The following is a 25,580-nucleotide window of genomic DNA, read 5'->3' as shown; positions in this document are numbered from 1 at the left end:
AAATCCAGCTGCTAATACAGAGTACAAGGCATATTGCCCCTACACTGCATAGCAGCTGTCTTTTTGATAATATGTGCGCGTTACTATGTTTATTGCTTAACAACCGGTAGTTCATTAATAAAGCGGAGACGTACTTGTTTTACGTTGAGCATTTATTCGTGCGCAGCAACGCCGTAAAGTAAACGGCGTGCATATTTTCAAAAGATTGTTGGTTGATCCCCATATTCATCGTCTCCGTTGTCGTTCTTTAGAGATGCCCGTTATACCGTTTAACCTTCTTGGTTGTGGTCATTTCGAGCGGTTTATCCAAAAGCGTGGTTTTTGTTATCCGCTGATAGGGTAGCAGTTCCTTGTTCACGATTTCGACAATCGCTTCTATTCTTTTATAAACAGCACTGTCGCCTGCAGGGGTTCCCCTGTCAAGATTCAATGTTTTATACAGCTCATCGGCGGGATATACCAATACTTCAATTTCCTCGCTTGTCAAATCGTCTGCAGGGTGGTATCCCATTACGGTGATTTGCTCGATATCGTTGTAATACATCTGGAAGGCATTTTCTATTTCTTCGGGGTATACATTCTTGCCGCCGGAGGTAACGATGAGGTTCTTTGCGCGTCCACAGAGATACAGATATTTTTCATCGTCAAGCCAGCCTATATCACCGGTGCGGAACCACCCGTCTGCCGATAGCACTTGTGCGGTTTCTTCCGGCATATTGTAATAGCCCTGCATGATCATCGGACCTCTTGCACAGATTTCCCCACGGCCGTTTTCATCAGGATCAAGGATTTTCATTTCCATGTAGGGGTGGAAATAACTGCCGACGCTTTCAATCTTAAAGTGTTCTTTCGGATTCAACGCGATAATCGGCGATGTTTCAGTCAGTCCGTACCCTTGCACAAAATCGATACCGAACTCATTGTATGCTCTGAACACTTCTTTTGAAAGCGGCTCCCCGCCTGAAATCGCGATCCTAAGCGTTGTGAGATTTGCCTTTTCCAATACGCTTTTAAAGAGCTTTTTACCGATATTTTTCCCTGTTGTCTTTTTAACAAGATACGAAACACCCATCAGAAACCGGATGATGCCGTATACTAATACGCCTTTGCTGCGCACTCCTTTCATAATACCGGCGAGCAGCTTGTTAAAGAGCAGCGGTACGCCGAGGAGCATGGTAATTTTCCCTTCTTTCAATTCACGCAGCATACGGGATACTACTAAGGATTTTCCGAATACGATTTCTGCGCCGACGGAGATCGCTTCGATAAAGACGGCAACCATAGTATAGGAGTGGTGGATTGGCAATAGTGCATAAAAAACATCGGTTTCAAATATCGTTAAGTGCGATTGGGCAATGTAACAGTCTGAGACGATATTCCGGTGAGATAGCATAACACCTTTGGGATTACCCATTGTACCGGAGGTAAACAGAATTGCTGCCGTATCCGTTTCGCGTAGTGGAAAACAGGCTGCGAGCGGTTCTGCTTCCAAATTATATACATAGCGATCGGCAAGATTGCTGTTTAAAGAATACACTTCGCCTATGAATGTCTGAGATTTTGCTGCTTCAAAAAAATGATCATATTTTTCTTCATCGACAAAGAAAAAAAGCGGTTTTGCCGTTTTTAAAAGCGATTCAATTTCATAATCATGTAAACCGTAGTCAATCGGGATAATAATACCGCCGGCATACAGCGCACTTAAATAGACGATTGCCCATTCGGAAGAATTTTTGCCGGAGACGGCGATATGCGTTCCTCTTTTTACACCATGAGCGACAAACCAGCCCGCTAATTTTTTAATTGCTGTAAGCGTTTCACGATAGGTGAGAGTGATCCGATCCGGTTCAAAGACGGTTAAACAGTTTCTATTCGGAAAACGCTCGGCAGTAATTTCAAACATCTCCGGTAATGTCGGCCATTCTCCGGTAAACTTTTTCCCGCGCCATGCATCAAGGAATTCCCATGGCCTTTTTGACATTTTGTTCATATCAATATGCTCCTTTGTAAATACAATTTTTTGTTTTACTTTCAAAATTGCAATTTTTTCTTATTTTTAGTATAACTATTTTACATGATTTTAAAAGATACACGAGTCCTTTTTTTCTATTTATTTCTTATATTGACGGCGGCATATTCCCTTTTTGGAGTACCCTCTCCGAAAGATTCCCAACGGATTGCGTTTGTTAATAATGCATTGCGCTATCTTGGGACGCCCTACCGTTATGCGGGACATTCTCCTAAAGGTATGGACTGTTCGGGGTTTGTCTACCGTAACGGATCGGAGATTCTGAAATTACAGATGCCGCGGCGCTCGGATGCGATTGCCGAATATGCAAAAAGGATAACGGACGAAGAAATTCAGCCGGGCGATTTGCTTTTCTTTAATACCGCAGGCGGTATTTCCCATGTCGGTATTTATATCGGTGCAGGAAAATTTATTCATTCGGCATCGGACGGGCCGCGTACCGGGGTTATTATTTCGAGCATTCAAGAATCGTATTGGAAAAAAACGTATCGTTTTGCGGGCAGTATTATGAAACCGGAAGAAATTTTCTTTGCCGAATCGACCATTCCGTTTTTTTCGCGCACAACCGAAAATTGCCCTGTTCATCCTGATATCCGTGCCAACGCATCAGACTATTTGTAGCGAGCCCTGCAGAATAAGTGAGTACCTGATGCGTTTGCACGTCTGTTGGAAAAAATTAAGAGGAGATTTTGCTATGAAAATAGTATATCGTATATTAGTATGCTGTGTTGTGGTTTGTATTACGGCGGCATGTTCTTCTTCTGCCCATATCGTTATACGGGATAATACGAATTACGACCTTACCGCGGAATTTATACCGAGCAGTTTGTTAGAAAAAAATATTACGCATTTGCTGAAACAGAAGAGTGAACATGCTGACGGGCAATCCGTATTTAATGTTCAAGAGCTGAAAGAAGCGTTTACAAAAGAAGGCATCAGCGTTCAAGATATTACGCTGAAAGGGGTTCTGGGATTGCGCCTTGTATGTGCCGTTCCGTATAATCATGGACTGCTCAAGGATATTATCGGTTATGATAAAAAAGGGCGGAAAACAGTATTGCGTATTTCGCCCGAAAATATCGCATCGTTTTTGAAGATATTACCGCAGGAAAGTCGGGATTTTATCGATATGCTGATGGCGCCGCTGTTTACCGGCGATGCCATACCGCCTGCGGAATACGAAGAACTGATCGGCGCCGCTTACGGAAAAAAGATCGCAACCGAACTCCATAGCGCCGAATTTACGTTAATCGTCGATGTTCCGTATAAGATACAAACGGCGCGCATCAGTCCTGTCGGAACGGTTACCGTACAGACGAAGACGGAAAAGACATCCCGCGCTTCGATCCGTATTCCGCTCATTGAGCTGCTGTGTACGGTCGGTACGATAGAGACGCAGCTACAGTAAATGCTTTGCACAGCCGCCGGTTTGATACTCTATTTTTCTCTTTTATAATTCCATTACCCGTGTTATAATTTTTGAAGGGAGGTATTACTGTGCGAATATTAATGATAACCAGTGAAGCGGTGCCGTTTGCAAAAACAGGCGGCTTAGCGGATGTTGTTTCCGCCTTATCCTACGCTTTAAAAAAACTTGGGCATGATGTAAGAATTGTTATGCCGCGTTATTATAGAATTGATAAAAAAAATTTAACGCCTATTCCCGGAGCAATGGGCGTTACTATCGGCAGTAGAGAGTATTGGACGGAAGTTTTTGAATCGACGCTTCCGGATTCCGATATACCGGTATATTTTATCGATCATGAAGAAAGTTTCGGCCGCGACGGGTTGTATGGTTCCGCATTTGAACCTGACTTTAACGACAATCCCAAGAGGTTTTCAATATTGAGCCATGCAGCCTTCCAGATATGCAGAAAGCAACATTGGATTCCCGATCTGATGCATGCACATGATTGGCAGACGGCACTCGTTCCCGTGCTGTTGAAATTTAACACTCAGTATCTCGATTTCAAAGAGACGGCAAGTGTTTTTACCGTACACAATATCGGCTATCAAGGAATTTATAATAAAGCAAACTATGTGGATACGGGGCTCGATTGGGTGTATTTTTATTCTGCCGGTTTTGAGGACTGGGACAGAATGAATTTTTTAAAAGCAGGGCTGCTTTCTGCCGATCGTCTGACAACCGTTTCTCCTACTTATGCAAAAGAAATACAGAGTGCTGAATACGGTTTTCGGATGGATGGTATTCTCCGGTTCCGTCAGGAAGCATTGACCGGTATTTTAAACGGTGTGGATACCTCTGTGTGGAATCCCAAAACGGATGAGCATATTCCCTTTAATTATACCGCCCGTTCTCTTGCAAAAAAGGCAAAGAATAAAGAAGCCTTGCAAAAATATATGGGACTTCCTCAAGATGAAAAGGTTCCGGTATTCGGTATGATAACACGATTGACCGATCAAAAGGGAATTGCGGAATTGTTCGGCCCGTCTTACGGAGCTGCATTTAAGATGTGCAGCGATATCAATTTACAGCTGATTGTACTTGGTGCCGGAGACCGATGGTGCGAAGATGAATTGTTGGCGCTTTCAAAACGGCTGCCGAACCTCCGTGTGTATGTCGGTTACGATGAAAAATTGAGCCATTTAATAGAAGCGGGAAGCGACTTCTTTTTGATGCCGTCGCGATATGAACCGTGCGGACTTAATCAGATGTACTCACTGCTATATGGAACATTGCCTATTGTACGCAATACCGGCGGACTTGCAGACACGGTAGAAAACTATGACGAAAAAACAGGAAAGGGCACCGGTTTTGTACTGAATCTGCTTACGCCTGAAAGTATTTATAATACCGTTAATTGGGCGGTAAATGCGTGGTTTAAGCATCCCGAACACATCGTTAAAATGCGCAAGCGCGGTATGGCAAAGGATTTTACATGGGATACCTCTGCGAAGCAGTATCTTGCCGTGTATCAAGAGGCTGTCGGAAATAAGGTGTTCAATAAGCATTAAGATTGGCCAACCGCACCAGATATTTTATTCGTGCGGAGAGTTTAATACCCCGACGCTTGCGTCGGGGTATGTTGATTGAATATCCCCGCAAAATGAAGAGGCTGTTCAAGCGGAGTTGCCAATGTGAATTAATACGGACAGGCTTTAAATAATGAAAAAGACGAATGCAATGCGCATTTTGGAGGCGGCGGGGGTTCCCTATAGCAGTGTCGAGTATGCGTGGGATGAGGCGCATTTGGATGCGGTATCCGCCGCACGGAAGTTAAGCATCGATCCCGATATGCTCTTTAAAACGATTGTGATGATAAGCGAGGATAATGAAGTGTTCGTTTTTTGCGTACCGGCGCCTTCGGAAGTAAGTTTGAAAAAGGTACGGAATATAACCGGTAAAAAGATAACGCCGCTTAAACTTGAGTCGCTGCAAAAAACAACAGGCTATGTCCGCGGCGGCTGTTCCCCGCTCGGCATGAAAAAGCATTTTCCTACGTTTATCGATGAAACCGCACAGCTGTACGACCGTATCTATGTGAGTGCCGGGGAACGGGGGCACATGCTGTGCATTGCCCCTGCAGATTTGCAAGAAATCTGCGCCGCCGCTTTTTGTGACATTACCGAAGGGTAGGGCAGGCTAATCACATCAGCTCCCTTTTGAAGATATATGGCGCATCTACTTTGTTGTTGCATCGTCAAAACTATACATCCGTGTATAGTTTTGATGACGCGAGTTCCGTATACGAATGTTCATTCATGAGGCTGCTAAAAAATGGCCTGGTGCAATTATCTCTGATCTGTGTCTGGAATTTATTTTTATTATCTTTTATACTATTCCCATGGATATTTTTGAAAGATGTGCACTTAAAACACCCGATATTTTACTACCGAATAAAACTGTAGATCTAACCGCATGGTCTGTGATTGCCTGCGACCAATATACACAAGATACCGATTATTGGAGCAAAGTTGCAGCTGTTGCGAAAGACCGCTATTCAACATTACACATGATTTTACCGGAAGTCTATTTAAATACCATTTCCGATGAACAGCGGAAGCAAGAAATCGTAAAGATCCAAAAGACGATGAAAGACTATCTTGCGGCAGGTGTTTTTGCGGAACCGATACATTCCATGCTGTATATTGAGCGAAAAACAGCGTATAATCGCTTGCGGAAAGGGATCATTACCTGTATCGATTTGGAAAAATACGACTGGCGGCCGGATTCAAAGGCGGAAATACGTGCAACTGAGGCAACTATTGTAGAGCGGCTTCCGCCGCGGATGGAGATTAGGCAAGGAGCCGTACTGGAGATGCCTCATATTATGCTTTTGGTTGATGATCCTGAACGAATGCTGATAGAACAAATCGGAGCTTCCATTTATAGTTCTCAAGTGATGCCGCTCTATACTACTCAGCTTATGTTGAATTCCGGTAGTATTTCAGGCTGGTCTATTCCTGCCGACTGCTCCGCATATATGGAAAAAGCCCTTGAAAAATTGTATAGCACCAATACCGATGCTGACGGTTCGGTATTTATGTTTGCCGTAGGCGACGGAAACCATTCGCTCGCGACCGCAAAAGCCGTATGGGATGCATACAAGCGGGAGCACGGAGGTATGCAACAGGCAAACAGCTCCATTTCGTTCCCAGCCGATCTTGGAAATAATCCGTTGCGCTACGCCCTTGTCGAAATTGTAAACCTCTACGATTCAGGTCTTACCTTCGAACCCATTCACCGCGTCATATTCGGAGCTGATACTAAACAGTTGATTTCATTTTTACAGTCAAAATTAGGAGGTAAGGTTATAGCTTGCTCCGATAAGGCCGCCTTATTGCAGAAGGTAGAGCATTCCTCTGCTTCATTCGGTTTTATCGCTGCAACCGGTGATCTCACTTGTCTGGAAACTGACATGACATGCCTCGCAGTAAGCGCTCTGCAGCCGCTTTTAGACGATTTTATTAAAACGCATAATCTTCAGATAGATTATATTCACGGTTCGGACGAGGCTTTCCGCATTCCGCAGTACGACGATGCCGTTTCCATTCTATTACCGCCTATTTCTAAAGAGAGCTTTTTTTCCACTATTGCCGAAAGCGGTTCCTTACCGAGAAAAAGGTTTTCAATGGGAGAGGCAAGCGAAAAGCGTTTCTATCTTGAATGCCGAAAATTGATATAAAAGCAAGCTATCTCGATAGGGCAGCTCTAAACGCCCAGTGTTTTAGAGCTGCCTAATATGTGTTTTTAAAACGATGTCTGAAAGAATTATTCATCCCTTTCCGCCGATATATAACTCCGAATCGCGTATCCTTATTTTAGGTTCTTTTCCATCCGTCGCCTCCCGTGTACAGGAATTCTACTATGGTCATCCACGGAATAGATTTTGGCCGCTCCTTACCGCTTTGCTGGATGCACCGGAACCCCACACAATAGAAGAAAAAAAACAAATGCTGCTGCACCATCATATTGCGCTGTACGATGCCGTTCGCGTCTGTTCTATTATCGGATCTGCCGATGCAAGTATGCAATTCATCGTACCAACGGATTTAAGCGATATTTTAGGAGAAGCACCTATTCAAGCGGTCTTCGCAAACGGTAGCAAAGCCTATGAAATATGCACAAAGAGAATCGGTATTTCGGCTATTAAGCTCCCGTCTACCAGCCCTGCAAATGCACGGTGTAGCTTTGCAGAGCTCCTGGTAGCATGGAAGCAAATACTGCCTGTAGTGCAAGATAAAGATAAAGGTATTCGGTAGCAGAGATCATGCACCCATAAAATTGCCGGTAATATTATCAGCTTACTCAGTTCCGAGGTTGTTTACGCTGTAATCATAAACCGTCCAAATATCATCGCGGGAAGCAAGATTATACGTAAAACGCTTTTTTTCGCGGAAGCTGGTATAATCGAACCATTCGATAACTGTAACCTCTGCTTCGGTTGTGCTGTAGGTTGTCCGCTCAATGGTAAATTCTACCGGGATCATCGCGATATCTTTATCGGTACGTGATTGCATGAGATCGTGCTTATAGGTGTCGAGCATGTTGATACGCCCTGCTTCAGCCTCCGCCTTATATCTGCGGCTTCTTATCGGATCGCGGGCGATCATGCGTTCAATATCGAGGTAGAGGAAGAATTGATCCCACTGTGATTTTTGGCGGGCAGTTAGCATATAGCTGATAACTTTGTCTGGAGAAATTGGCTGAGGCTGGAGTACTTCTCGTGATACTGATGCAATAGGAACTGCCCCAAGAGCTGCGGCAGAAGGAGAAGGTTTGATTTCAAGTCCGAGCCTATTGGAAGAAATATGTGATTCGGAGGAATCGCTGAGCCGTTTTAATTCAGGGTAAAAATTGGCAGAAAGTATATAAGCGCCGGGGCTTTCAATCGTAATATAGTCTTTTACGTTTTCGACAAAGGCGTAGGTTTCCCCTGTTTCTATCGTAATTTCCCGAAAATAAATTTGCTGATCGGTATTCCGTTTCCGAATCCACGGCTCCGTATGCGCAAGATTTTTATTTTTCGTATTCAATACCGAAAAATCAATACTAAACATACGATCGTTTGCTAGTTTAAAACGCAACGGATGGCTCCCTTTATTGGTGATGGAAATCTTTACAAAAATAGGTTCCGTCCCGTCGTTTCCGGGATAATATACGCGGCGGTCGTAAAATCGGATTGCAACATCCGCATCCAAGGATTTGCTTTCGCCGTCCGTTTCGGCGGCAAAACACCATGCTCCGAATAAAATGGCGGCTGCTACTATTAAGACTATTTTCTTTGCTGACATATTCCTCTTCCTTAACGGCATTGCATATCTACGATGCTCTCTTACGCTTATATCGGCAGTTTAACCTATTCCCTTTATACTGAAATTTATGCGTGCATCAATATGTACATCTGTGAGTTGCTAAAAAGACATATATCACTTATAATAGCAAAATAGTTTAATCGTTTTTTGGTTTTGAGGAGGAATATAATGCAAGCAATTATTTTAGCAGCCGGAATGGGAAAGCGACTCCGATCATACACCAAAGATGCGACAAAATGTATGGTTAAGGTCAATGGAAAAACATTGATCGAATATACGATAGAAGCACTTGTTTCGAATAACATCGAAAGGCTTGTAGTAGTAGTCGGATATAAGGGGCAGCTTTTGAAGGATTTTATCACTTCAAAATTTAATGCGGCTAATCTGCATGGTATGAAAATTGAATACATTGAGAATCCGGTATACGATACGACAAATAATATCTATTCGTTGTATCTTGCCAGAGATGAAATGGTAAAAGATGATACTATCCTGCTCGAAAGCGACCTAATTTTCAAGCCTGGGATTTTAACTAACTTGGTTACCAGCCCTGATAAGAACTTGGCGGTTGTTTCGCCGTTTGAATCGTGGATGGACGGTACCTGTACCTTATTGGATGAGAATAACTGTATTACTGCTCTTCTCGATAAAGTCCGTTTTAATTGGTCAGATACTGAACATTACTATAAAACCGTCAATATCTATAAATTTTCTAAAGAATTTTCACAACAATACTATCTGCCGTTCCTTGATGCCTACCAAAAGGCCTTCGGTAAAAATGAATACTATGAGCAGGTCTTAAAGGTTATTTCTTTCTTATCGTCGCCGACCTTAAAAGGATTGGTAGTAAGCGGGAAGGATTGGTATGAAATTGACGATCCTGCCGACCTTGCTATTGCAGAAGATCGATTCAAGACGGGGACTGAAAAACTGCATAGCCTTGAAAAGCGATACGGCGGTTATTGGCGGTTCCCGCAGCTTAAAGATTTCTGCTATTTGGTTAATCCGTATTTTCCGCCCGAAAAACTTATCAGCGAAATGACTGCAAGCTTCGGAACGTTGTTGACTCAATATCCGAGCGGCGCCGCGCAGCAAAGTCTCCTTGCCTCTAAGATATTCAATGTAATGCCTGAACACATTGTTGTAGGCAACGGTGCTGCCGAATTGATTGCATCGCTTGCAAAATTTACCAAATGTACCGTTGCTATTCCGTTCCCTACATTTAACGAGTATCCTGAACGATTTGGGTTAGCCAATGTTGTACCTGTGCCGACTAATATGCAAACTTTTTCATATTCAGTGGACGATATTCTTGATACGGTAAAAAAAGAACATGCAAAGGCTGTTGTATTAATTAACCCTGATAATCCGACGGGGAATTTCTTAGAAAAGGATGAGGTATTACGGCTTTGTGCGGAATTGAAAAAGACAGATGCCGTCCTCTTTTTTGACGAATCGTTTATCGATTTTGCAGAAAAATCAAAGCGTTATACATTGCTTGACGGAAATATTCTAACTGAATACCAGAACCTTATCGTTGTAAAGTCAATCAGCAAGAGCTACGGTGTACCGGGGCTGCGGCTCGGTGTCCTTGCCTGCGCCGATGCGCAATATATTACACATATTAAAAAAGCCAATGCTATTTGGAATATTAACTCATTCGGTGAATACTTCCTACAGATTTACGATAAGTATAATAAAACATATGCCACAGCTTGCGATTCGATTGCAGATGAACGGCGCCGCTTTTCGGCACGACTACAAGGAATTAAAGGCCTTACGGTTTTCCCGAGTCAAGCTAACTATATCTTGTGCCGGTTAACCGGTACAATAAAAGCCGAAGAACTCGCCGTCAAACTGCTTGAAAACTATAATATCTTTATCAAAGATTTGTCGTCGAAGAAATGCTTTGAAGGCGGCGATTATATTCGGCTTGCCGTACGAGATCAGAATGATAACGATATGCTGATAGCGGCATTAAAGGAAGTATTACACGGATAAGTAAAGCAATTCAAAAAAATAAAATCGCGGCGGGGCTACACGCCCCGCTCGCTGTTCAGCGATCTTCGGCGTAATTAATTGAAGTAAGGATCGTATTCAACCTAATCATCGGATCTTCGTAGCCTCTAAACGTAAAAGTAACAGGATAGCCTTTCTTAGACACCGCTGTTATATCCCGTCCAATACAGGGATAAATCGTATTGGATGTCTCGTACGGGAAATATTCCGGCTTTAAGATAGACACACGGTAATCGTTCCCGTCATATTGTACCTGCGCAAGATTTGCAGGAAATGGTACAAGGAAGATTAAAAAGTCATCGCTTTTGCTACCGCCGATACTGAGGCGGGTTCCTGCCTTCATCACGTGGACATTCCGTTTTCCAATTAACGTAGTCTGGTTATAGACAAAAAGCTCCGTCATTCCTGACTGTGAAGGCTTTGTGCTGACGCGGCCGCTATAATAGCCGTGATTCAATCCCGGGCGGCGGTTGAGATGGCCTTCTGCGCTGTTTAACAAGGCAAAACGCCCTTCGGCAGCACGGGATCGTTCTTGTGCAAGGTGATCAAATTGAGCTGCTGTTTCGGTTTTACTTACCGCAGTTGCTGCCGCTGTTTGTGAACTGAAGGTATTCAGGGTGTCACGCGGATCTGTTCTATTTGCCAACTGTTCCGGATAATATTTCGTTTGGGAAGCGGTAAGCGCTTCTCGCTGGTTCCTATTAAAATCAGTTTGTTGAGTAGGGTTGCTTTGCTGTCTTAAATCCGACTGTTGTCCGACCATCCGTGCGGCATATTTAACCGGTTCAGAAGCCCGACGGCGGAGTACAAAGATAATTAATAGCAGGATAAGGATAAATACCAGCGCGGCGAGCAGAATCCATAGAAGATTGCCCCGCAGTAGTGACTGAATAAACGTCGGTTTAATGGTAAGCAATATGACTGCCGCTTGGGAAAATGTTTTATCTTGCTGCGCAAGATCAAGCCGTATATCGGTGCGGTGCTGGCCTTCTCTCCGTAAGCTATCGGGCAGTGCAATCCGTATGGTAAGTTCGCTTTTACCTTCGGGAGGAATACGAACAATGATATTCTCCAGTTGCTGCTTTTGAATTTTGCCGTCTGATCCTATGGAAAGACTTTTTAACTGTATTTCAGCCGGCTCTGCCGCTTCATTGATTATAGTGAGCGGTAGTTCGGCTGTATTACTTGAGGTTTCTATGCGGTCGGGAAAGACAATTTGCGGAATAGGGAATGTCGTGTCATTGAATTCCACTCCGCCTTCTTCCGGCAAACCGCTCGGTTCAATACCGAGGTTTTCCGTAAAGGTCTGAGAAACGTCGGTGTATTCTCTCGGTCTTTGTCCGGCGGAATCGGTATCTGTGTCGGTTCCCTGTCCACCGGTCGCCGATACGGCAGCATTTTCAGCATTTTGCTCTGTCATATTCGAACTGCCTGGTGTGCCCGCTTGATTTTGAGCGTATCCGTCATTGCCGGTAGCAGAATTGGAATTCGCTGTTGTAAAAGCATCGGTTACACCACCTTGCGCGGTATTTGATCCAGAAGAAGCGGCAGCCGGACTATCGGTTCGTCCTGTTTCAGTATTAACGCGCCCTATTGCGGTATTCGGTGTTTGAGCACTATTACCGGCAGTCTGTCCGGCGGATCCTGCTGCTTTGTTTTGTGCATTCGTGCCGCCGGTATCGGATGCGTATCCTTTCTGCCCGTTCGAAGCACTGCCTGTACCGGCGGATGCTGTACCCGAAGAAGCCATTACGCTATCGACATCTGATCGATCGAGCGAGCCTGCTGCATCAAGCTTCCCTGCATAAAAGGCTCCATCCAAATCTTTGATTACCGCATCGGAAGGGAAGGGGAGTTTTACATAATAGACCTTCCAGCCCTTTGCACGGATAGAGGCGGAAATCTTTGCCAATTCGGTTTTTACCTGCTCACCGGTATAATTCCGGTATGGACTTGAGGCAGGCGGATTAAAAATACCGTCCGAAATAACAATGAGTATCTTTTCTTGCTGTGAAGGCAGCCGTGTCATATACTGACCGGCAAAATTGATACCGGACAAAAAATCGGCACTTTGCCCAAGCTGGTATAGAAGCATAAAACGCGAAACTACGCGGGATAAATCCGCTTCGGTATTGATTTTTTGTGACATTTCATACTGCGGAACCGCACTAAATGAAATAAGATGGAAGGAGTCCCCTATGCGTACAAATTTTGAAATGATGGATTGTAGTACACGTCTATTGATAACCTCGTAATAGGGTAACACGGTACCGGAAGTGTCCATAAGGACAACTACATCGGCCGCATCCTGCCGTGTTGCCCGGGCATTCAATGCAGATGTAATTAAACAGAAGATCGCTGCGACCGCGAAAATCCTTATTTTTTTCATTATGTACTCCCCTTTGCAGTTATCTAAAAAGAGCCTCTACAAACATGGACAGCTCCAATTTTTGTAAAGGCTCTTTTTTATATTATCGGATACTATAGGGCATCTCTAAAAAATCGAGGTTTTTAGAGATGCCCTATTAACTTGGTTAGTTTTGAAGTACCCTCCCGTATCAATCGGCTGCCGCAGAAATATCAAGGATTTTGTATGTTTTTTTCTCTTCATTTACCATAAATGAAAGTGTTTCACCGACCTTATGATTTAATAGGTTGGTACCGAGCGGCGACATATACGATATTACGCCGTTTTCAGGATTGGATTCCCACGGACCGAGGATGGTATAGGTCTCTTTTTCGTTGTTATCGGGTGTTTCCAATACAACGATTGTACCAAATCCAACGCGTGTTGTCGTAATCGTTGTAGGATCAAACACTTGAGCCCGCTCTAACTCTTCCTGCAAACGGCTTACCGTGTTATTAAGCCTATTCTGTTCTTCTTTTGCAGCTTTATATTCGGAGTTTTCGCGTAAGTCTCCCAAGGAGAGTGCAAAACCGACTTCTTTTGAGTTACGGGGTATTTCAACTTCAATGAGCCGCTGGAGCTCTTTTTTCTTTTCTTCAAGCATTTTTGACGTTACAATTAAACCGCGTCCGGAAACTGTTTTTTCAACTTCATCGAAGAATTTAAAATTCTTATACTTTTCGAGGATACGGTTACGCAGCTGCATCTTAATCGGCGGATCCAAATCCTTAATATCGCTGACTAATGTATAGAGTCTTGTAACGGCATCTTCATCGTGTTCGAGGATAAAGTTTTCAAGTAAAGCTTCCTTACCAAAGAGAATCGTATGGATCTGCTTGTTGATCTTCCGGTTTTCGGTTGTATTCCGCCGACTTGCAATTTCTCGGTATGTTATATCGAGAATATGGATAAGAACAATAATCTCATGTTCATAGTCGATATTTAGATCTTTAAACCATTGTTCTTCTTGAGCATTTTTAAAGAACCAAATAACCGCTTCACGGTATTCTTTATAATCTTTGAAGCATGTTAGTACCAGTTCTTTTACCTTTTCGGGATATTCTTCAAGTAATGGATTAAGTACTTCGGTAGAAAGTACTACGGGGAATAGACGGATATATTGGTCGCTCCAATCCGGAACAAGATTCTTTATGTTACGCAGATAGGCACTCCGTAATTCCTTATTTTCTATCCCACAATATATAGCAGCAGGATCCTCTATCTGCGCGAATAATTCCGCAAAGTTATGGTGTTGAGTTACGCTCAGATGCGGCAGCGCTGCCGTCAGTTTTGACATGACTAAATAGGCCGCAACCACTTGTTCATTCACTTGACTAAAGGCTTTGAGGAAGGCATCAAAGTAATTAATCATATCTTGAAAGCTGTCTGAGTCCGTATCACCGCTTTCCATCACATTAAAGATGATTTCGACCCGCTCAAAGAAATTTTTCTGCGCTTTAAATTCGTTCGACAGTTTTTCTTCAAGTGAAATCGGACGAGTATGTACAGTGTAGAAATCGATATTAGTAGGATTGATACCGAATTCAGGATTTTCTTTGACGACTTTCCGTGCCTTGGTACTCCACGTTGTCCATTCTTTATCGGTTAACAGTGAGGGTACCAGCTCATGCTTGATTCGTTTAAAATCACAGTTGTTATCAAAGCTATGGATAATGGTTTTCAGTGCCCATTCGGGATTTGCTTTCACCTTCGCGGCGAGTTCGTCGCGCTTCATGATCGATTTTAATACCCAGATATGATCTTTATCCAGCGTCTGGAGTGCAGTAATACCCATCTTAAGGCTCATCGTATGGCCACGCTTCTTTGCAAAATCGATAACCAATTCATCATTGTTTACTTTTGCGATGCGTCCGACACCCCATGTCCGGTGGAATACAAAGCAGCCTTCGTCGAAAGAAATATGCTTTTCAAAATCGTCGATAGCTTCGAAAACATTCCGCCAGCTTTGTGTTAAATTGGAGACTTTTATGTATTCTTCAAGCTGGCTGTGCGATGCATATTTTTCTCTAAAGCATTCGACTATTTCTTTTCGAGCCCAATTGTCTTTATCATCGCTGGCGAGGACCAATTTTAAAATATCGATGGCAGTATTCCAATCTTTTTCCTTTTTATAATAATCGTATAAGTCCTGCATGAGCGCAGCGCCTCGTTCTGTACCGAGATGATCCGCTATTTTCCGTTGTACATGATAGAAAAAGTCGATTTCCTGCGGTACCAACTCCACTAAACGTGCCCACACTTCTTTTACGGCAGTATAAGAATGCCGGTTGATATAACGATATAAGGCCTTCTTATAATATTCAACGGCTTTTTCCGTATTGCCCATTTGCTGATATCGTTCGGCAAGTTGCTTCGGAATATCCGCTTCTTCATAGTCGATGCGGGCAAGTCGCTCCCAAATGTCATAGATATCGCCGTTACCGGATTCTTTGTAGCAGTTTGCTAACGTTCGAAGTGCAAATTTTGAATCTCCGAATTCAAGTACTCGTTGACAAAGATATTCAACGATCTGCATCCGATGGTTATCAATGAAAAGAGTTACCAGTGTTATGAGCGAGGAGTCATCGAGCAACTGCTTGGAAAGCGCAATAATACTTGAAATATACAATGCTGTAATACTTGTTTTATTATGAGAGAGATGTTCATCAGACAATGTTTTTAATTCATCCAGATGACGGTTCTTTTTTGCTTCTTCAATAAGTGTGTCGAGTTCTTTAAAATTGTTAATGGAATAATTTGTAATGGCAGCACGTGTCCACTTTTCCTCATTAAATATATCGCGGACATTCTTTTCTAATACATCAGACATATTCACCTCACTGTGTCATTACCGTATATAGCGGTTATAGATTTTCTCGTCGAGCAGTTTAATTCTTAGAAGAATCTCATCGATTTTTGACTTTTCAACAGTACCGTTCATATAATGGTCTATAAGCCAAAAATAATAATTAATTAAGCGGGGGACAAGGATTTTTTTAATTTTTACGTTCTTCTCCCTCAGCTCATTTTCAAGCATATAGATCGATTGCTTCAATTTTCCAAGTTCCAAGGCTTTCAGCTCGCGTTTTACATTAAGTACGCCGTCAAGTGTGCCATAAACCGGAAGCCACTCTAACAACTCCTCTCCTGTAAAACCTATATTTGCGACTTTAGTAACGAGTGCATTGATAATTTCAGATTCAAGAAAGCATACTTCTATTTCCGAAGCGTTTTTAAAGAATGCTTCTCGAAAAAAAATCTTTGCGAGTCGTACTTCGCCGCTCAAGGCATATGCATCAGCAAGTTCAGCCGAAATAGCTGATGAGTTCGTATTCAGATCGGCTGCATACCGTAAACAGCTGATCGCCGTTTCATAATCCCCGAGCGCTTTATAACAGAGTCCTGTTTTCCGATATATTTCTGCCGTATTATGCATGGGTTCAGTCCCGTTTAAGAGCGATTGGTACAACCGTAATGCAATTGTAAATATACTACACTTAAGAGCATAGATAATCGGTTCGTTAAAGTCGCCTTTCTTCTCTATATAATCAAGAAAGGGCTTCCATTGAGAAATAATATATTCACCACGCAAGAAATTATCGGCTAATGCTTGTGAATAACGCACCCGATCAAGCCAGAAACTAACCCCCTTTAGTGTGTACATCACTTGAGGGTTCTCCAAATCCTGTTCAAGCAGCCGTCCAAGGCTCGTATGCGCTTGCTCAAGGTCTCCTTGCTTAAGGAAAACAAGAGCGGGCTGCAATATAGTTTGAACAGAACGATCTATCATAGTTCCGTATTATTATACTGATAACCGTGCTTTAGTCAATTGATCCTTACAGAGTTGACATACTATCTCTGCCACTTGCTGTTCGCTTTTCGGGTCTGACATGTCGATGCGGAGAACATTCGGAAAGGATTGGAAAAAAGGTTTGCTGCCGTTTGGCGTACCGTTTGCTGTTGCGCTTAATGCGGTCTTTCACCGCATCGAGCGGGGCGGCCGCCGGCGCATCGGGGGACAGCTCAAAAAAAACTCTCGGTACCCGATTGCCTTCATCGCAGGATATTCGGCAGTACAGCCTTGCGAAACGAGCTGCGCAATTTCCTGTTGCAACCCTTGGGCAAACATCTCATCGACACGGGCTTCGATGCGCCGGTACAGTTCATCGCGAGGGCGGTCTAAACATATCGGGCAAAAGCGGAAACCCTCGCGATAACGGTACGACAGCTCGAATGAGCTGAGCGGCCGCCCCGAGGCACAATACACCTCGTGCGCGCGGAGGATACGGTACTCATCATGGATGTGGATCTTGGCTGCCGATGCGGGGTCAAAAGACGCAAGTTCCGCGTGCATTGCCGCGGCGCTGACACGCTGCATCCGTTCCTGCAATTGTGCACGTAAAACCGGATCCGCCTGCGGAGTAACCGGCATACCATACATAAAGTGCTTAATATAAAACGCCGTCCCGCCAAGCACAACCGGCAGTTTGCCGCGGCTTGCAATATCCTTGCAGAGTTCATCCGCGCTGCGTACAAAGTCCGCTACGGAAAATTCTTCGGAAGGGTCGCATATCCCGATGAGGTGATGGGGGATCGTATCGAGAAGCTCCTGCGGAGGCTGAGCCGAACCGATAGGCATACCGCGATATACCTGTACCGAATCCGCAGATATAATCTCCGCTTTAATGGAGTTAACAGGAGAAGCAAAAAGATGAGCGGCAAGCGCGGTCTTTCCGCAGGCGGTAGCCCCGAAAATAACCGCAACAGGAATTGTATGTGTCGATATCAAGAATTAGGAATGATCAGGGCGGTAGTCTATTTTATAGTCGATAGCGCCGGTAAACACTTGAGCCGCCGCGGTGCACACAACTTTATCGTTATTCTCTTCGAGTATCGGATCCTGAATAGTTACCAGCTGAAAGGCACGCCGAGTAGCGGCACAGGTAATTTCGTAAATATTGCCTTTGAATTCAATCAATTCTTTTAACGGAAAAATCATAACACATATTATAGCGAGTTTTAGTATTTACTGCAACTGATTGGCTTGTCAATTATGTGAAAGTTAGCATATTGCCCCATCATGATATATCATCATAATGTGTCCACATCCTGATAATTTTCACAGTTCCGTCATATTCGTTATCGTCTACCGTAATCTTGCCGGGAAAGACCTGATACACAAATCTATGTTTAATAGTAATTCTCCGTGAATACAGTCCCGCAAGATTCCCGATAAGCGCTTCATAAGGTGGAGGATTTGCAAACGGATTGCTTCTAACAATTTCTATCAGTCTTTTTGCTTTTATATCCAGCCGAGCCGATTTTAAATTTTTTATGTCTTTAATGGCTTGCTTATCGTACACTATATGATACATCATGATACATCGGCAATTACCACAAAACATCTTTTTCTGCAATACATTCTTCCAGCGGGGTTTCCATTCCTTTTTGCAACGAAGCAGCCATTCCGGGAATAGAATTTAAATAGATGGTTTCTTGTAGTGCATTCCAATCATCTTCACTAATCAAAACAGCATTTTTGCCTTTCGTATTTGTCAAAATCACCGGCTCGGAGTGCGCATTTACCTCTGCTATAATTTTGAATAGATTTGCCCGTGCCTTTGTTATATTGATTGCATTCATACAGAACCTCCGTTGATAAACTATAAGGAACCTCTAAGAACTAACCTTAGTATAGTGTACATATTTCCGTACGTCAATTATGTGAAAGATGTGTTGAGCGCGTTTCCGCTACGAGCTGCAGCTTTCGCATTCTTCCACTTCGAGGGAGCGGCTGCGGACATAATAGACGGATTTTACGCCGTTTTTCCATGCTTCAACATATAAGTTGAGCACCTGCCGGAAGCTGTACTCGTTGGTAATATAGAAGTTCATGGATTGCCCCTGATCGATATGACGCTGGCGGAGACCGCAGGCGCGGATGCTCCAGAGCTGATCAATCGTGTGGGCGTTTTTATACAGCCAATAGGTTTCGAGTGAGAGGGCAGGGGCAACACGGGGTACCAACGAGCCTTTCTTTTCCTCCAAAAAATAGCGCTTCATAATGGGATCGATCCCGGCGGTAGTACCTGCAACAATCGAGGTGGAACTCGTAGGAGCGACCGCTAAAAGATAGCCGTTCCGCATACCGTGTCGGGCAACCGCATTTCGCAGCGTGTTCCACTGTTCGGAATGATAGCCGCGTTTTTCAAAATACGCGCCGGTTTGCCAATCGCTGCCTTCAAAGAGGCGGTACGAACCTTTCTCTTCAGCAATACGCATACTCGCCTGCACTGCGTAGTAATTGATTTTTTCAAACAGCTCATCGGCAAGGCGGAGATGCGCCTCGCTTTCCCACGCAATGTGTTTCTTTGCCAGTAAATGATGATAGCCCGAAACACCTAAGCCGATAGCGCGGTACTGCTCGTTGGTGATCTTTGCGTATGGTACGGGATAAAAATTGAGGTCAATCACATTGTCTAAAGCACGCACCGCCGCTTCTATGACACCTTCCAGCTCGGTCTCGTTATCGGTGTCGATATTGCCGAGGACAAGCGACGCGAGATTACAGACAACGAAATTGCCGGGCTTTGTAACGGTTACAACCACGGTCTCTCCGTCCTGTGTTTGGATTTCGGTATTCACCGTCTCGATCGGGCTCATATTCTGTGCAATTTCGGTACAGAGATTTGAGCTGTAAATCATGCCCTTATGCCCGTTGGGGTTAGCGCGGTTCGCATGGTCGCGGTTAAAGATGAACGGCGTACCGGTTTCTACCGCAGATTTCAGTATGAGACGCACCAGCTCTTTTATCGGGATTTCCCGTTTTGAAATCCGGTTATCGTTGATACAATCCTTGTAGCGTTTTTCCCATTCTTCGCCGTAAAAGTCTTCCAGCGCGTAGCCTTTTACCGTGAGAACCTCGTGCGGGCACATCAGGTACCACGGAGCGTTGATGTCCTCATCGACGGTGCGCCAGAAAAGGTCGGGGCAGCACACCGCAGGGAACACATCGTGTGCCTTCATGCGGTCGTCGCCGTTATTGGTACGGAGCTGCAAAAACTCCGGCACGTCTTTGTGCCATACGTCTAAGTACACGGCTACTGACCCCTGACGCACTCCCAGCTGATCGACGGCGACAGCGGTATCGTTTGCGAGCTTTATCCAGCGGATGACCCCTCCTGCCGCCCCTTGAAACCCGCGTATAGGGGCGCCGACTGCCCGCACCTTGCCGAAGTATAGCCCCATGCCTCCGCCGAATTTGGAAATCTTTGCGAAGTTATCGATGCTGCGGTAAATCCCGTCGAGGGAGTCGGGAACGGTGTCGATAAAGCAGGACGAAAGCTGATGATAGGGCTTACGGGCATTGGAAAGGGTCGGCGTCGCCATGGTAACCTGCAAGCTGCTCAGCATCAGGTAAAAGCGGCGCACCCATTCCATCCGGTCATTTTTTTCATGCAAGGCGAGGTGTAAGGCGATTCCTAAAAACATCTCCTGCGGTGTTTCGAGCGGAATATGCTCCCGTGTGGAAATAACATACCGGCGCAAAAGCAAATCCAAGCCGCTGTAGGTGAATAGGTCGTTTTTACCGTTATCGATATATGAATAGGCGTTTTCCAGCTCTTCTTTTGAATACCCTGCACGGATATACGCGCCGTAGAGTCCTTTTTCTTCCAGATAGGTGAGTTTTTCGTAAAACGATCGGATATTCCGCTTGGCAAGTTCGGCTTTCAGCTTTTCGGAAAAGTCGAGCATCAAAAAGCGGGCGGCAATAAACTCCCAACGGGGAGCTTCCTGCGCAGTGAGCTCAACAGCGGCCTTTATCAGCAAGGCGAGTAATTCCGATTCTGTCATATCCTGCTTACGGAAGGATTCAAACTTGTGAAAGAGCAGGGTTAAGCTGTACTGTTCTTCGGAAAAATCCTGCTGGATACGGGTTAGTACCGGTTGAATATCAATGGAAGAAAAATTGGCCGCAATAGCACGCCTCGCATCCCGTTTTTTTGTCTGTTCAACACGGTAAAGAATAAAACTCTTTACCGCTGCGTAATAATTATGTTCGATGAGCGTTTTTTCAACCAGATCTTGAATGGTTTCTACCTGTACCGCATTCCCGTTTTTGCTCAGTTCATATATATCGGCTTCGATTTCCGCCGTCATCTGCTGCAGTACCTGCGCAAGGTTGTCAACCTTTGATAGTTCCGTGTCCTTTTGTACAGCCGTATTTGCATCATGCTGCGCCGCCGCATCCGTTACACTGTTAAATGCTGCCTGCATCGCCAATGTAATCTTTTCGGCATTGTAGGCTTCCTTTTCACCGTTTCGCTTAATAATATCCATTCCTAATTTCCTTACTCTGCGGATTTTAATGGGAAAGGTACAGGGCGTCAACAGGGTAAACGAGTCAGGCTGTTTTTAGCAGCTACACAAGATAGTTGAGTTTCTTACATAATGAGCCGATATTTATAAGCGAATATGTCTAAGCGCTTTTATTCCGTCTGTCTTTTTATTTTTTTTCTTGTGGTTTATTCAGCCGCTGCATCGGATACACTCCATACATTGGAAAAAGGCGAAACGCTCTATGCGTTAAGCCGCAAATATTCGGTGCCGGTTGCTATTCTCCTGGAACGGAATAACATCAGCGATGCGGGTAAAATTACGATTGGACAGAAAATCTATATTCCGGAAACATACACAATACAAAAGGGCGACACGCTTTACAGCATTGCGAAAAAATTCTCCGTTACCGTTGATGCGCTGCGAAAAGCAAATAGCCTCTCCAATTCAGATGTCTTAAAAGTCGGAAAAATATTGATTGTGCCGGAAAGAGAAAAAAACGCCGTTGCCTCTGCTCCCAAAAATGCGACAGCTTCCACCAATACGACAGCAGCTCAGCAACATTCTCAAGCTTCATGGGAAGACCCTCGCTTATATACAAAAAAAAGCATAGACAAAAAGCTTCTGTGGCCTGTTCCTATTACCGACATTTCGTATCTGTCGGGAAAGCTCTACGGCGTCGCTATCGATTCGACAACAAACGCATCGGTAAAGGCCATCGCATCGGGACGGGTTATTTCAATCGGTCCGCATCGAGGATACGGGCAGGTTATCTTTATTCAATCCAAAACAAAGCACGTCTATGTATACGGGGGATTGGCACAGATACTCCCGCAAGCGGGTACGCACATTACCGTCGGTCAAAAACTCGGTACCCTTGCCGCAGATTCTATTACCGGTACGCCGAGACTTTATTTTATGGTGTATGCAAACAATAAACCGATCGATCCTGCAAAGGCTCCGCGCGGCAAATAGAACCGTTGACTAACAACCGTAGGAGAGAATATGGAATTTAAACACCTCGAAGTATTTGTAAAGTTAGTCGAAAATCTAAGCTTTTCTGCGGCGGCCGAAGAACTGAATATTTCGCAGCCGACAGTGAGTCTGCACATTAAGCAGCTTGAAGAAGAACTGGATACTCCCCTCTTTATCCGTTCCACGCGGGAACTGAAAATTACGGAAGAAGGGACGATGCTCTACCGCGAAGCAAAGGATTTATTGCAGCAGCGTTCGGCTCTTATAGACCGATTTATCAATCCAAATCAAAAGGTGTTGAGGCTCGGCGCTTCTACCATTCCGACGGGGTATATACTTCCCTTTATATTGAGTCGATTCAGAAAAGACCACCCCAATATCCTTGTTCAAGTTGAAGAACAAAACAGCTACGAAACGATTAAACGGATTTCTGCCCGAAAGGTCGATGCGGGCATTGTTGGAATGAAAAGCGATGATGAAAACTGTGAGTTTAAACCGATCTACCAAGATGAGTTTGTTTTTATTACGCCTAATATTCCCTATTATCGAGCTTTACAGCAGACAAAACCCGATTTAAAGCGGCTCGCTCAGGAACCGCTCATTGTACGGGAAAGCGGTTCCGCCGTAAAGCAGAATATGGAGCTCATATTAGCTTCCGCACATATCCCCGCCGAATCGCTGCATATCATCACCACGATCAACAATATCGAAGTGATAAAGCGGCTCGTTGCGCAAGGGGCGGGTACGTCATTTATTTCCAAAATTGCCGTAGATGATATGATTAAGCGTGGCGAGCTACTCGCTTTCTCGCTGGAGAACGTACCGCATCGCTACCGCGACCTTTATCTTGTATGGAATAAAAAGATTACGCCCCCAAGCTATCTGCGGGAATTTTTAGATTGCGCACGCCTTTATAAGAAGCCCGTAGGCAATCAACAACCCCGACGCGAGCGTCGGGGTTTAAACCCGCACGAATAATGCAATCTAAAAAGACGGCTTTCAGTAGTTTTCCTATACCCCTTGGAATTGCAGCCAGCGGGCAAGTGCTCCGGCAATAGTGCTGAACGGAGGTGTCCCCGTCTGAGCATATTCTTCGAGTGCATACCCTATCTTTACAAAGAAGGTCGTAATGCTCGCCAAACCGGCGGTTACCATCAATATACCGAAAAAGATGATCAGCACTCCGGCTGTTATCTTAACCCCGCGCGTATGCCGCTTGAACCATTGTAATACCGGCTCAGCTTTATCAAAAAACAGCCCTACCAGCAAGAATGGAATGCCGAGTCCGAGCGAATACGCCCCGAGCAAAAAGGTTGCTTTTACGATATTGCCCGCTTGAGCCGCAAAGAGCAGAATCGACGACAATATCGGCCCGATACAAGGGCTCCATCCGGCGGCGAACAGCATACCGAAAAGAAACGCCTTTGAAAAACTTGCGGCAGTACTCGGCGCCTGTGCTTTTATCTCCCCGCGTAAAAACGGGATAAAATCGAAAAGCATATTCAGGCCGAGAATTATGACAACAACTCCCGCAATCCGCATAATGACGCGGGGGGCGGAACTGCCGATAAAACGGGCGCCTGTTCCGAATAGGATCGCAAGCAGTACAAATACTACTGTAAATCCCAGCACAAAGCTGATGCTGCGCAGAAAAAGGCGCATACGGCCGTTGTTGCCTTCGCGGATTTGGGCAAGCGATTCACCGGAGATGAACGAAAGATAGACGGGAATAAGCGGCAATACGCAGGGGCTCAAAAATGAAAGCAGTCCTGCAAAAAAGGCTCCGAATAAACCGGGAAGAGACGCACTACCCATCGGCTAATTCCTTAAGCAGTTTTATCAATTCTGCTTGGTCATACTCCATCGCTCCGATACGTGCGGCAATAACCTTTCCCTCTTTATTAACGAGGTAGGTCGACGGAAGTCCGCGCGCAGCAAATATGGACGATAACTGGTTTGATTCATCCAAATAGATGGGGAATGTATATTTATTTTTTTCGATAAAAGATGTGACTTGCGAACGATGCTCACCGGCATTGACAGCAATAATTCGGAAATTTGTACCGTCCATCTGCTTATATAAGCGCTCGATGGAGGGCATTTCCGCACGGCACGGCGGGCACCACGTCGCCCAAAAATTGAGGAGTGTGATTTTACCGGTAAAATCGTCCACTTTGATAGGATCGCCTGCAAGTGCAGGTATCGGTGCGGTTATAGGCAGATCAATCGGTGTGTCGTAAACGTAAAACCCGAGCGAACTCAGCGCTGCGACCGGATCAGCATTGGTTTGTCGATCGGCAGAAGTCTGCATTGTCGTAGAAGCGGTAGCAGTTGGCTGTACTCCCGAATTCGGTGTTGCTGCCGGGTTGGCAGTCTGCGCTTGTTTAGCGGAACAACCGAGCACAAAAAGGTTAAAAACGAAACATAAAGATACTATTCTGATTTTCATGCAAACAAAATAGTATATTTCCGACAGGAAGTCAAATATTCGGAATGATTTTTAATTAAATAATTTAGTAGCAGGGCAAATGCATTAGGTAGAGTAGAGCAAAAGTGTAAAATAATTGGGACTACTAGAAACAGTTTGATGCGTTTGCACGATAGGTTCCTTAAAATTCAACAGTCGAACAAAATATCAATTTTTGAGACCGTTGAATTCGTGCGCGATAGCGCACACGTCAATAAGCGATGTTTGCGTAAGCAAACTTGTAGCGTTTTTCAGCCGCGCTATTTTAGCGGCTGAAAATAAACCTTGACTTTTTTTCACTCCTATTGTATACATATAGCATATTTGCAGTGAACACTGCGAGTTCAAGAGATCGTAGCTCATTTGGATAGAGCAACTGCCTTCTAAGCAGTAGGTGGCGGGTTCGAATCCCGCCGGTCTCATCTTATCATCCCGCCGGCTTCCGATAGCAAAGATACTTCATATTATCTTTTTTACCTTTCATCTGCACAAATAATCAACTCAAAATTTTCTTTTGTACGAAATTTTCTTTGATCTAGTCCTGAAATATCATGTTGTATATTCAGCGT

The 25,580-nt window shown here is 44.5% G+C and carries 21 protein-coding genes and 1 tRNA gene; 10 read left to right on the top strand and 12 right to left on the bottom strand.

From position 1 onward, the window contains the following. Positions 1-247: 247 nt before the first annotated feature. Entirely contained in the window at positions 248-1,990 is a 1,743-nt protein-coding gene (locus GWP43_RS08295) for an AMP-dependent synthetase/ligase (RefSeq protein ID WP_162663770.1), read from the bottom strand. 84 nt (positions 1,991-2,074) lie between these two features. On the opposite strand from GWP43_RS08295, the gene GWP43_RS08290 reads away from it, so the two are divergent. From GWP43_RS08290 to GWP43_RS08265, 6 genes are all read left to right on the top strand, one after another. Beyond that, the gene (locus GWP43_RS08290; RefSeq protein WP_162663769.1) at positions 2,075-2,650 is read left to right on the top strand and encodes a C40 family peptidase; all 576 of its coding nucleotides are present in this window, start codon (positions 2,075-2,077) and stop codon (positions 2,648-2,650) included. Between the two features lie 73 nt (positions 2,651-2,723). Continuing rightward, entirely contained in the window at positions 2,724-3,437 is a 714-nt protein-coding gene (locus GWP43_RS08285) for a hypothetical protein (RefSeq protein ID WP_162663768.1), read from the top strand. A gap of 89 nt (positions 3,438-3,526) precedes the next feature. Then, complete coding sequence (glgA, locus tag GWP43_RS08280) at positions 3,527-5,005, top strand: glycogen synthase GlgA (RefSeq protein ID WP_162663767.1); 1,479 nt, start codon at positions 3,527-3,529, stop codon at positions 5,003-5,005. Positions 5,006-5,156: 151 nt separating this feature from the next. Beyond that, positions 5,157-5,627, top strand: a complete 471-nt coding sequence (ybaK, locus tag GWP43_RS08275; RefSeq protein WP_162663766.1) for a Cys-tRNA(Pro) deacylase — start codon at positions 5,157-5,159, stop codon at positions 5,625-5,627. 115 nt (positions 5,628-5,742) lie between these two features. After that, positions 5,743-7,176, top strand: coding sequence for a DUF1015 domain-containing protein (locus GWP43_RS08270; protein WP_330997088.1), 1,434 nt, complete (start codon positions 5,743-5,745; stop codon positions 7,174-7,176). 73 nt (positions 7,177-7,249) lie between these two features. Then, positions 7,250-7,753, top strand: coding sequence for a DNA-deoxyinosine glycosylase (locus tag GWP43_RS08265; protein ID WP_162663765.1), 504 nt, complete (start codon positions 7,250-7,252; stop codon positions 7,751-7,753). Between the two features lie 42 nt (positions 7,754-7,795). Here GWP43_RS08265 and GWP43_RS08260 read toward each other — a convergent pair whose 3' ends face one another. Further along, entirely contained in the window at positions 7,796-8,785 is a 990-nt protein-coding gene (locus GWP43_RS08260) for a hypothetical protein (protein WP_162663764.1), read from the bottom strand. A 189-nt stretch (positions 8,786-8,974) separates the two neighbouring features. Between GWP43_RS08260 and GWP43_RS08255 the strand changes: the two genes are divergently transcribed. Next, entirely contained in the window at positions 8,975-10,807 is a 1,833-nt protein-coding gene (locus GWP43_RS08255; RefSeq protein WP_162663763.1) for an aminotransferase class I/II-fold pyridoxal phosphate-dependent enzyme, read from the top strand. 55 nt (positions 10,808-10,862) lie between these two features. On the opposite strand, the gene GWP43_RS08250 is transcribed toward GWP43_RS08255, so the two are convergent. The 8 genes from GWP43_RS08250 to GWP43_RS08215 all read right to left on the bottom strand — a co-directional run bounded on the left by GWP43_RS08250 (position 10,863) and on the right by GWP43_RS08215 (position 21,572). Further along, complete coding sequence (locus GWP43_RS08250; RefSeq protein ID WP_162663762.1) at positions 10,863-13,214, bottom strand: VWA domain-containing protein; 2,352 nt, start codon at positions 13,212-13,214, stop codon at positions 10,863-10,865. 169 nt (positions 13,215-13,383) lie between these two features. Continuing rightward, the gene (greA, locus tag GWP43_RS08245; RefSeq protein ID WP_162663761.1) at positions 13,384-16,062 is read right to left on the bottom strand and encodes a transcription elongation factor GreA; all 2,679 of its coding nucleotides are present in this window, start codon (positions 16,060-16,062) and stop codon (positions 13,384-13,386) included. Between the two features lie 18 nt (positions 16,063-16,080). Then, positions 16,081-17,022, bottom strand: coding sequence for a tetratricopeptide repeat protein (locus tag GWP43_RS08240; RefSeq protein ID WP_162663760.1), 942 nt, complete (start codon positions 17,020-17,022; stop codon positions 16,081-16,083). A gap of 189 nt (positions 17,023-17,211) precedes the next feature. Next, positions 17,212-18,021: a tRNA (adenosine(37)-N6)-dimethylallyltransferase MiaA gene (gene miaA, locus GWP43_RS08235; protein ID WP_230977617.1), complete on the bottom strand. Its 810-nt coding sequence runs from the start codon at positions 18,019-18,021 to the stop codon at positions 17,212-17,214. A 3-nt stretch (positions 18,022-18,024) separates the two neighbouring features. Next, complete coding sequence (locus tag GWP43_RS08230; protein WP_016523781.1) at positions 18,025-18,231, bottom strand: DNA-directed RNA polymerase subunit omega; 207 nt, start codon at positions 18,229-18,231, stop codon at positions 18,025-18,027. Between the two features lie 79 nt (positions 18,232-18,310). Continuing rightward, the gene (locus tag GWP43_RS08225; RefSeq protein ID WP_230977616.1) at positions 18,311-18,610 is read right to left on the bottom strand and encodes a Txe/YoeB family addiction module toxin; all 300 of its coding nucleotides are present in this window, start codon (positions 18,608-18,610) and stop codon (positions 18,311-18,313) included. A gap of 13 nt (positions 18,611-18,623) precedes the next feature. Further along, a complete protein-coding gene (locus tag GWP43_RS08220) occupies positions 18,624-18,875 on the bottom strand; it encodes a type II toxin-antitoxin system Phd/YefM family antitoxin (RefSeq protein WP_016523783.1) in 252 nt (83 codons plus the stop codon). A 108-nt stretch (positions 18,876-18,983) separates the two neighbouring features. Further along, entirely contained in the window at positions 18,984-21,572 is a 2,589-nt protein-coding gene (locus GWP43_RS08215; RefSeq protein ID WP_162663759.1) for a ribonucleoside-diphosphate reductase subunit alpha, read from the bottom strand. A gap of 135 nt (positions 21,573-21,707) precedes the next feature. Here GWP43_RS08215 and GWP43_RS08210 point away from each other — a divergent pair, with 135 nt between their 5' ends. Together GWP43_RS08210 and GWP43_RS08205 are read left to right on the top strand one after the other, a co-directional pair. Continuing rightward, entirely contained in the window at positions 21,708-22,544 is an 837-nt protein-coding gene (locus tag GWP43_RS08210; RefSeq protein WP_162663758.1) for a M23 family metallopeptidase, read from the top strand. A gap of 30 nt (positions 22,545-22,574) precedes the next feature. Continuing rightward, on the top strand, positions 22,575-23,522 hold the full coding sequence (locus tag GWP43_RS08205; protein ID WP_230977615.1) for a selenium metabolism-associated LysR family transcriptional regulator: 948 nt from the start codon (positions 22,575-22,577) through the stop codon (positions 23,520-23,522). 33 nt (positions 23,523-23,555) lie between these two features. Here the strand turns inward: GWP43_RS08205 and GWP43_RS08200 are convergent, their stop codons facing one another. Together GWP43_RS08200 and GWP43_RS08195 are read right to left on the bottom strand one after the other, a co-directional pair. Further along, complete coding sequence (locus GWP43_RS08200; RefSeq protein WP_162663757.1) at positions 23,556-24,359, bottom strand: cytochrome c biogenesis CcdA family protein; 804 nt, start codon at positions 24,357-24,359, stop codon at positions 23,556-23,558. Then, positions 24,352-24,993 (bottom strand): TlpA family protein disulfide reductase, encoded by a 642-nt coding sequence (locus tag GWP43_RS08195; RefSeq protein ID WP_162663756.1) that lies wholly within the window; start codon positions 24,991-24,993, stop codon positions 24,352-24,354. The genes GWP43_RS08200 and GWP43_RS08195 overlap by 8 nt, the downstream gene beginning before the upstream one ends. Before the next feature lie 366 nt (positions 24,994-25,359). Here GWP43_RS08195 and GWP43_RS08190 point away from each other — a divergent pair. Next, a tRNA-Arg gene (locus tag GWP43_RS08190) sits at positions 25,360-25,433 on the top strand. Positions 25,434-25,580 lie beyond the last annotated feature (147 nt).

Origin of the sequence: Treponema vincentii, assembly GCF_010365865.1 — a bacterium.
In the GTDB taxonomy this organism is placed as follows: Bacteria; Spirochaetota; Spirochaetia; order Treponematales; family Treponemataceae; genus Treponema.
This window is presented reverse-complemented; position numbering and strand designations above follow the sequence as displayed.

What these genes read in the sequence shown, in the direction of transcription:
- GWP43_RS08295 (WP_162663770.1), bottom strand. Translation starts at nt 1,990, where the DNA reads ATGAACAAAATGTCAAAAAGGCCATGGGAATTCCTTGATGCATGGCGC.
- GWP43_RS08290 (WP_162663769.1), top strand. Translation starts at nt 2,075, where the DNA reads ATGATTTTAAAAGATACACGAGTCCTTTTTTTCTATTTATTTCTTATA.
- GWP43_RS08285 (WP_162663768.1), top strand. Translation starts at nt 2,724, where the DNA reads ATGAAAATAGTATATCGTATATTAGTATGCTGTGTTGTGGTTTGTATT.
- ybaK (WP_162663766.1), top strand. Translation starts at nt 5,157, where the DNA reads ATGAAAAAGACGAATGCAATGCGCATTTTGGAGGCGGCGGGGGTTCCC.
- GWP43_RS08270 (WP_330997088.1), top strand. Translation starts at nt 5,743, where the DNA reads ATGTTCATTCATGAGGCTGCTAAAAAATGGCCTGGTGCAATTATCTCT.
- GWP43_RS08265 (WP_162663765.1), top strand. Translation starts at nt 7,250, where the DNA reads ATGTCTGAAAGAATTATTCATCCCTTTCCGCCGATATATAACTCCGAA.
- GWP43_RS08260 (WP_162663764.1), bottom strand. Translation starts at nt 8,785, where the DNA reads ATGTCAGCAAAGAAAATAGTCTTAATAGTAGCAGCCGCCATTTTATTC.
- GWP43_RS08255 (WP_162663763.1), top strand. Translation starts at nt 8,975, where the DNA reads ATGCAAGCAATTATTTTAGCAGCCGGAATGGGAAAGCGACTCCGATCA.
- GWP43_RS08250 (WP_162663762.1), bottom strand. Translation starts at nt 13,214, where the DNA reads ATGAAAAAAATAAGGATTTTCGCGGTCGCAGCGATCTTCTGTTTAATT.
- greA (WP_162663761.1), bottom strand. Translation starts at nt 16,062, where the DNA reads ATGTCTGATGTATTAGAAAAGAATGTCCGCGATATATTTAATGAGGAA.
- GWP43_RS08240 (WP_162663760.1), bottom strand. Translation starts at nt 17,022, where the DNA reads ATGATAGATCGTTCTGTTCAAACTATATTGCAGCCCGCTCTTGTTTTC.
- GWP43_RS08230 (WP_016523781.1), bottom strand. Translation starts at nt 18,231, where the DNA reads ATGATTTTTCCGTTAAAAGAATTGATTGAATTCAAAGGCAATATTTAC.
- GWP43_RS08225 (WP_230977616.1), bottom strand. Translation starts at nt 18,610, where the DNA reads ATGATGTATCATATAGTGTACGATAAGCAAGCCATTAAAGACATAAAA.
- GWP43_RS08220 (WP_016523783.1), bottom strand. Translation starts at nt 18,875, where the DNA reads ATGAATGCAATCAATATAACAAAGGCACGGGCAAATCTATTCAAAATT.
- GWP43_RS08215 (WP_162663759.1), bottom strand. Translation starts at nt 21,572, where the DNA reads ATGGATATTATTAAGCGAAACGGTGAAAAGGAAGCCTACAATGCCGAA.
- GWP43_RS08210 (WP_162663758.1), top strand. Translation starts at nt 21,708, where the DNA reads ATGTCTAAGCGCTTTTATTCCGTCTGTCTTTTTATTTTTTTTCTTGTG.
- GWP43_RS08205 (WP_230977615.1), top strand. Translation starts at nt 22,575, where the DNA reads ATGGAATTTAAACACCTCGAAGTATTTGTAAAGTTAGTCGAAAATCTA.
- GWP43_RS08200 (WP_162663757.1), bottom strand. Translation starts at nt 24,359, where the DNA reads ATGGGTAGTGCGTCTCTTCCCGGTTTATTCGGAGCCTTTTTTGCAGGA.
- GWP43_RS08195 (WP_162663756.1), bottom strand. Translation starts at nt 24,993, where the DNA reads ATGAAAATCAGAATAGTATCTTTATGTTTCGTTTTTAACCTTTTTGTG.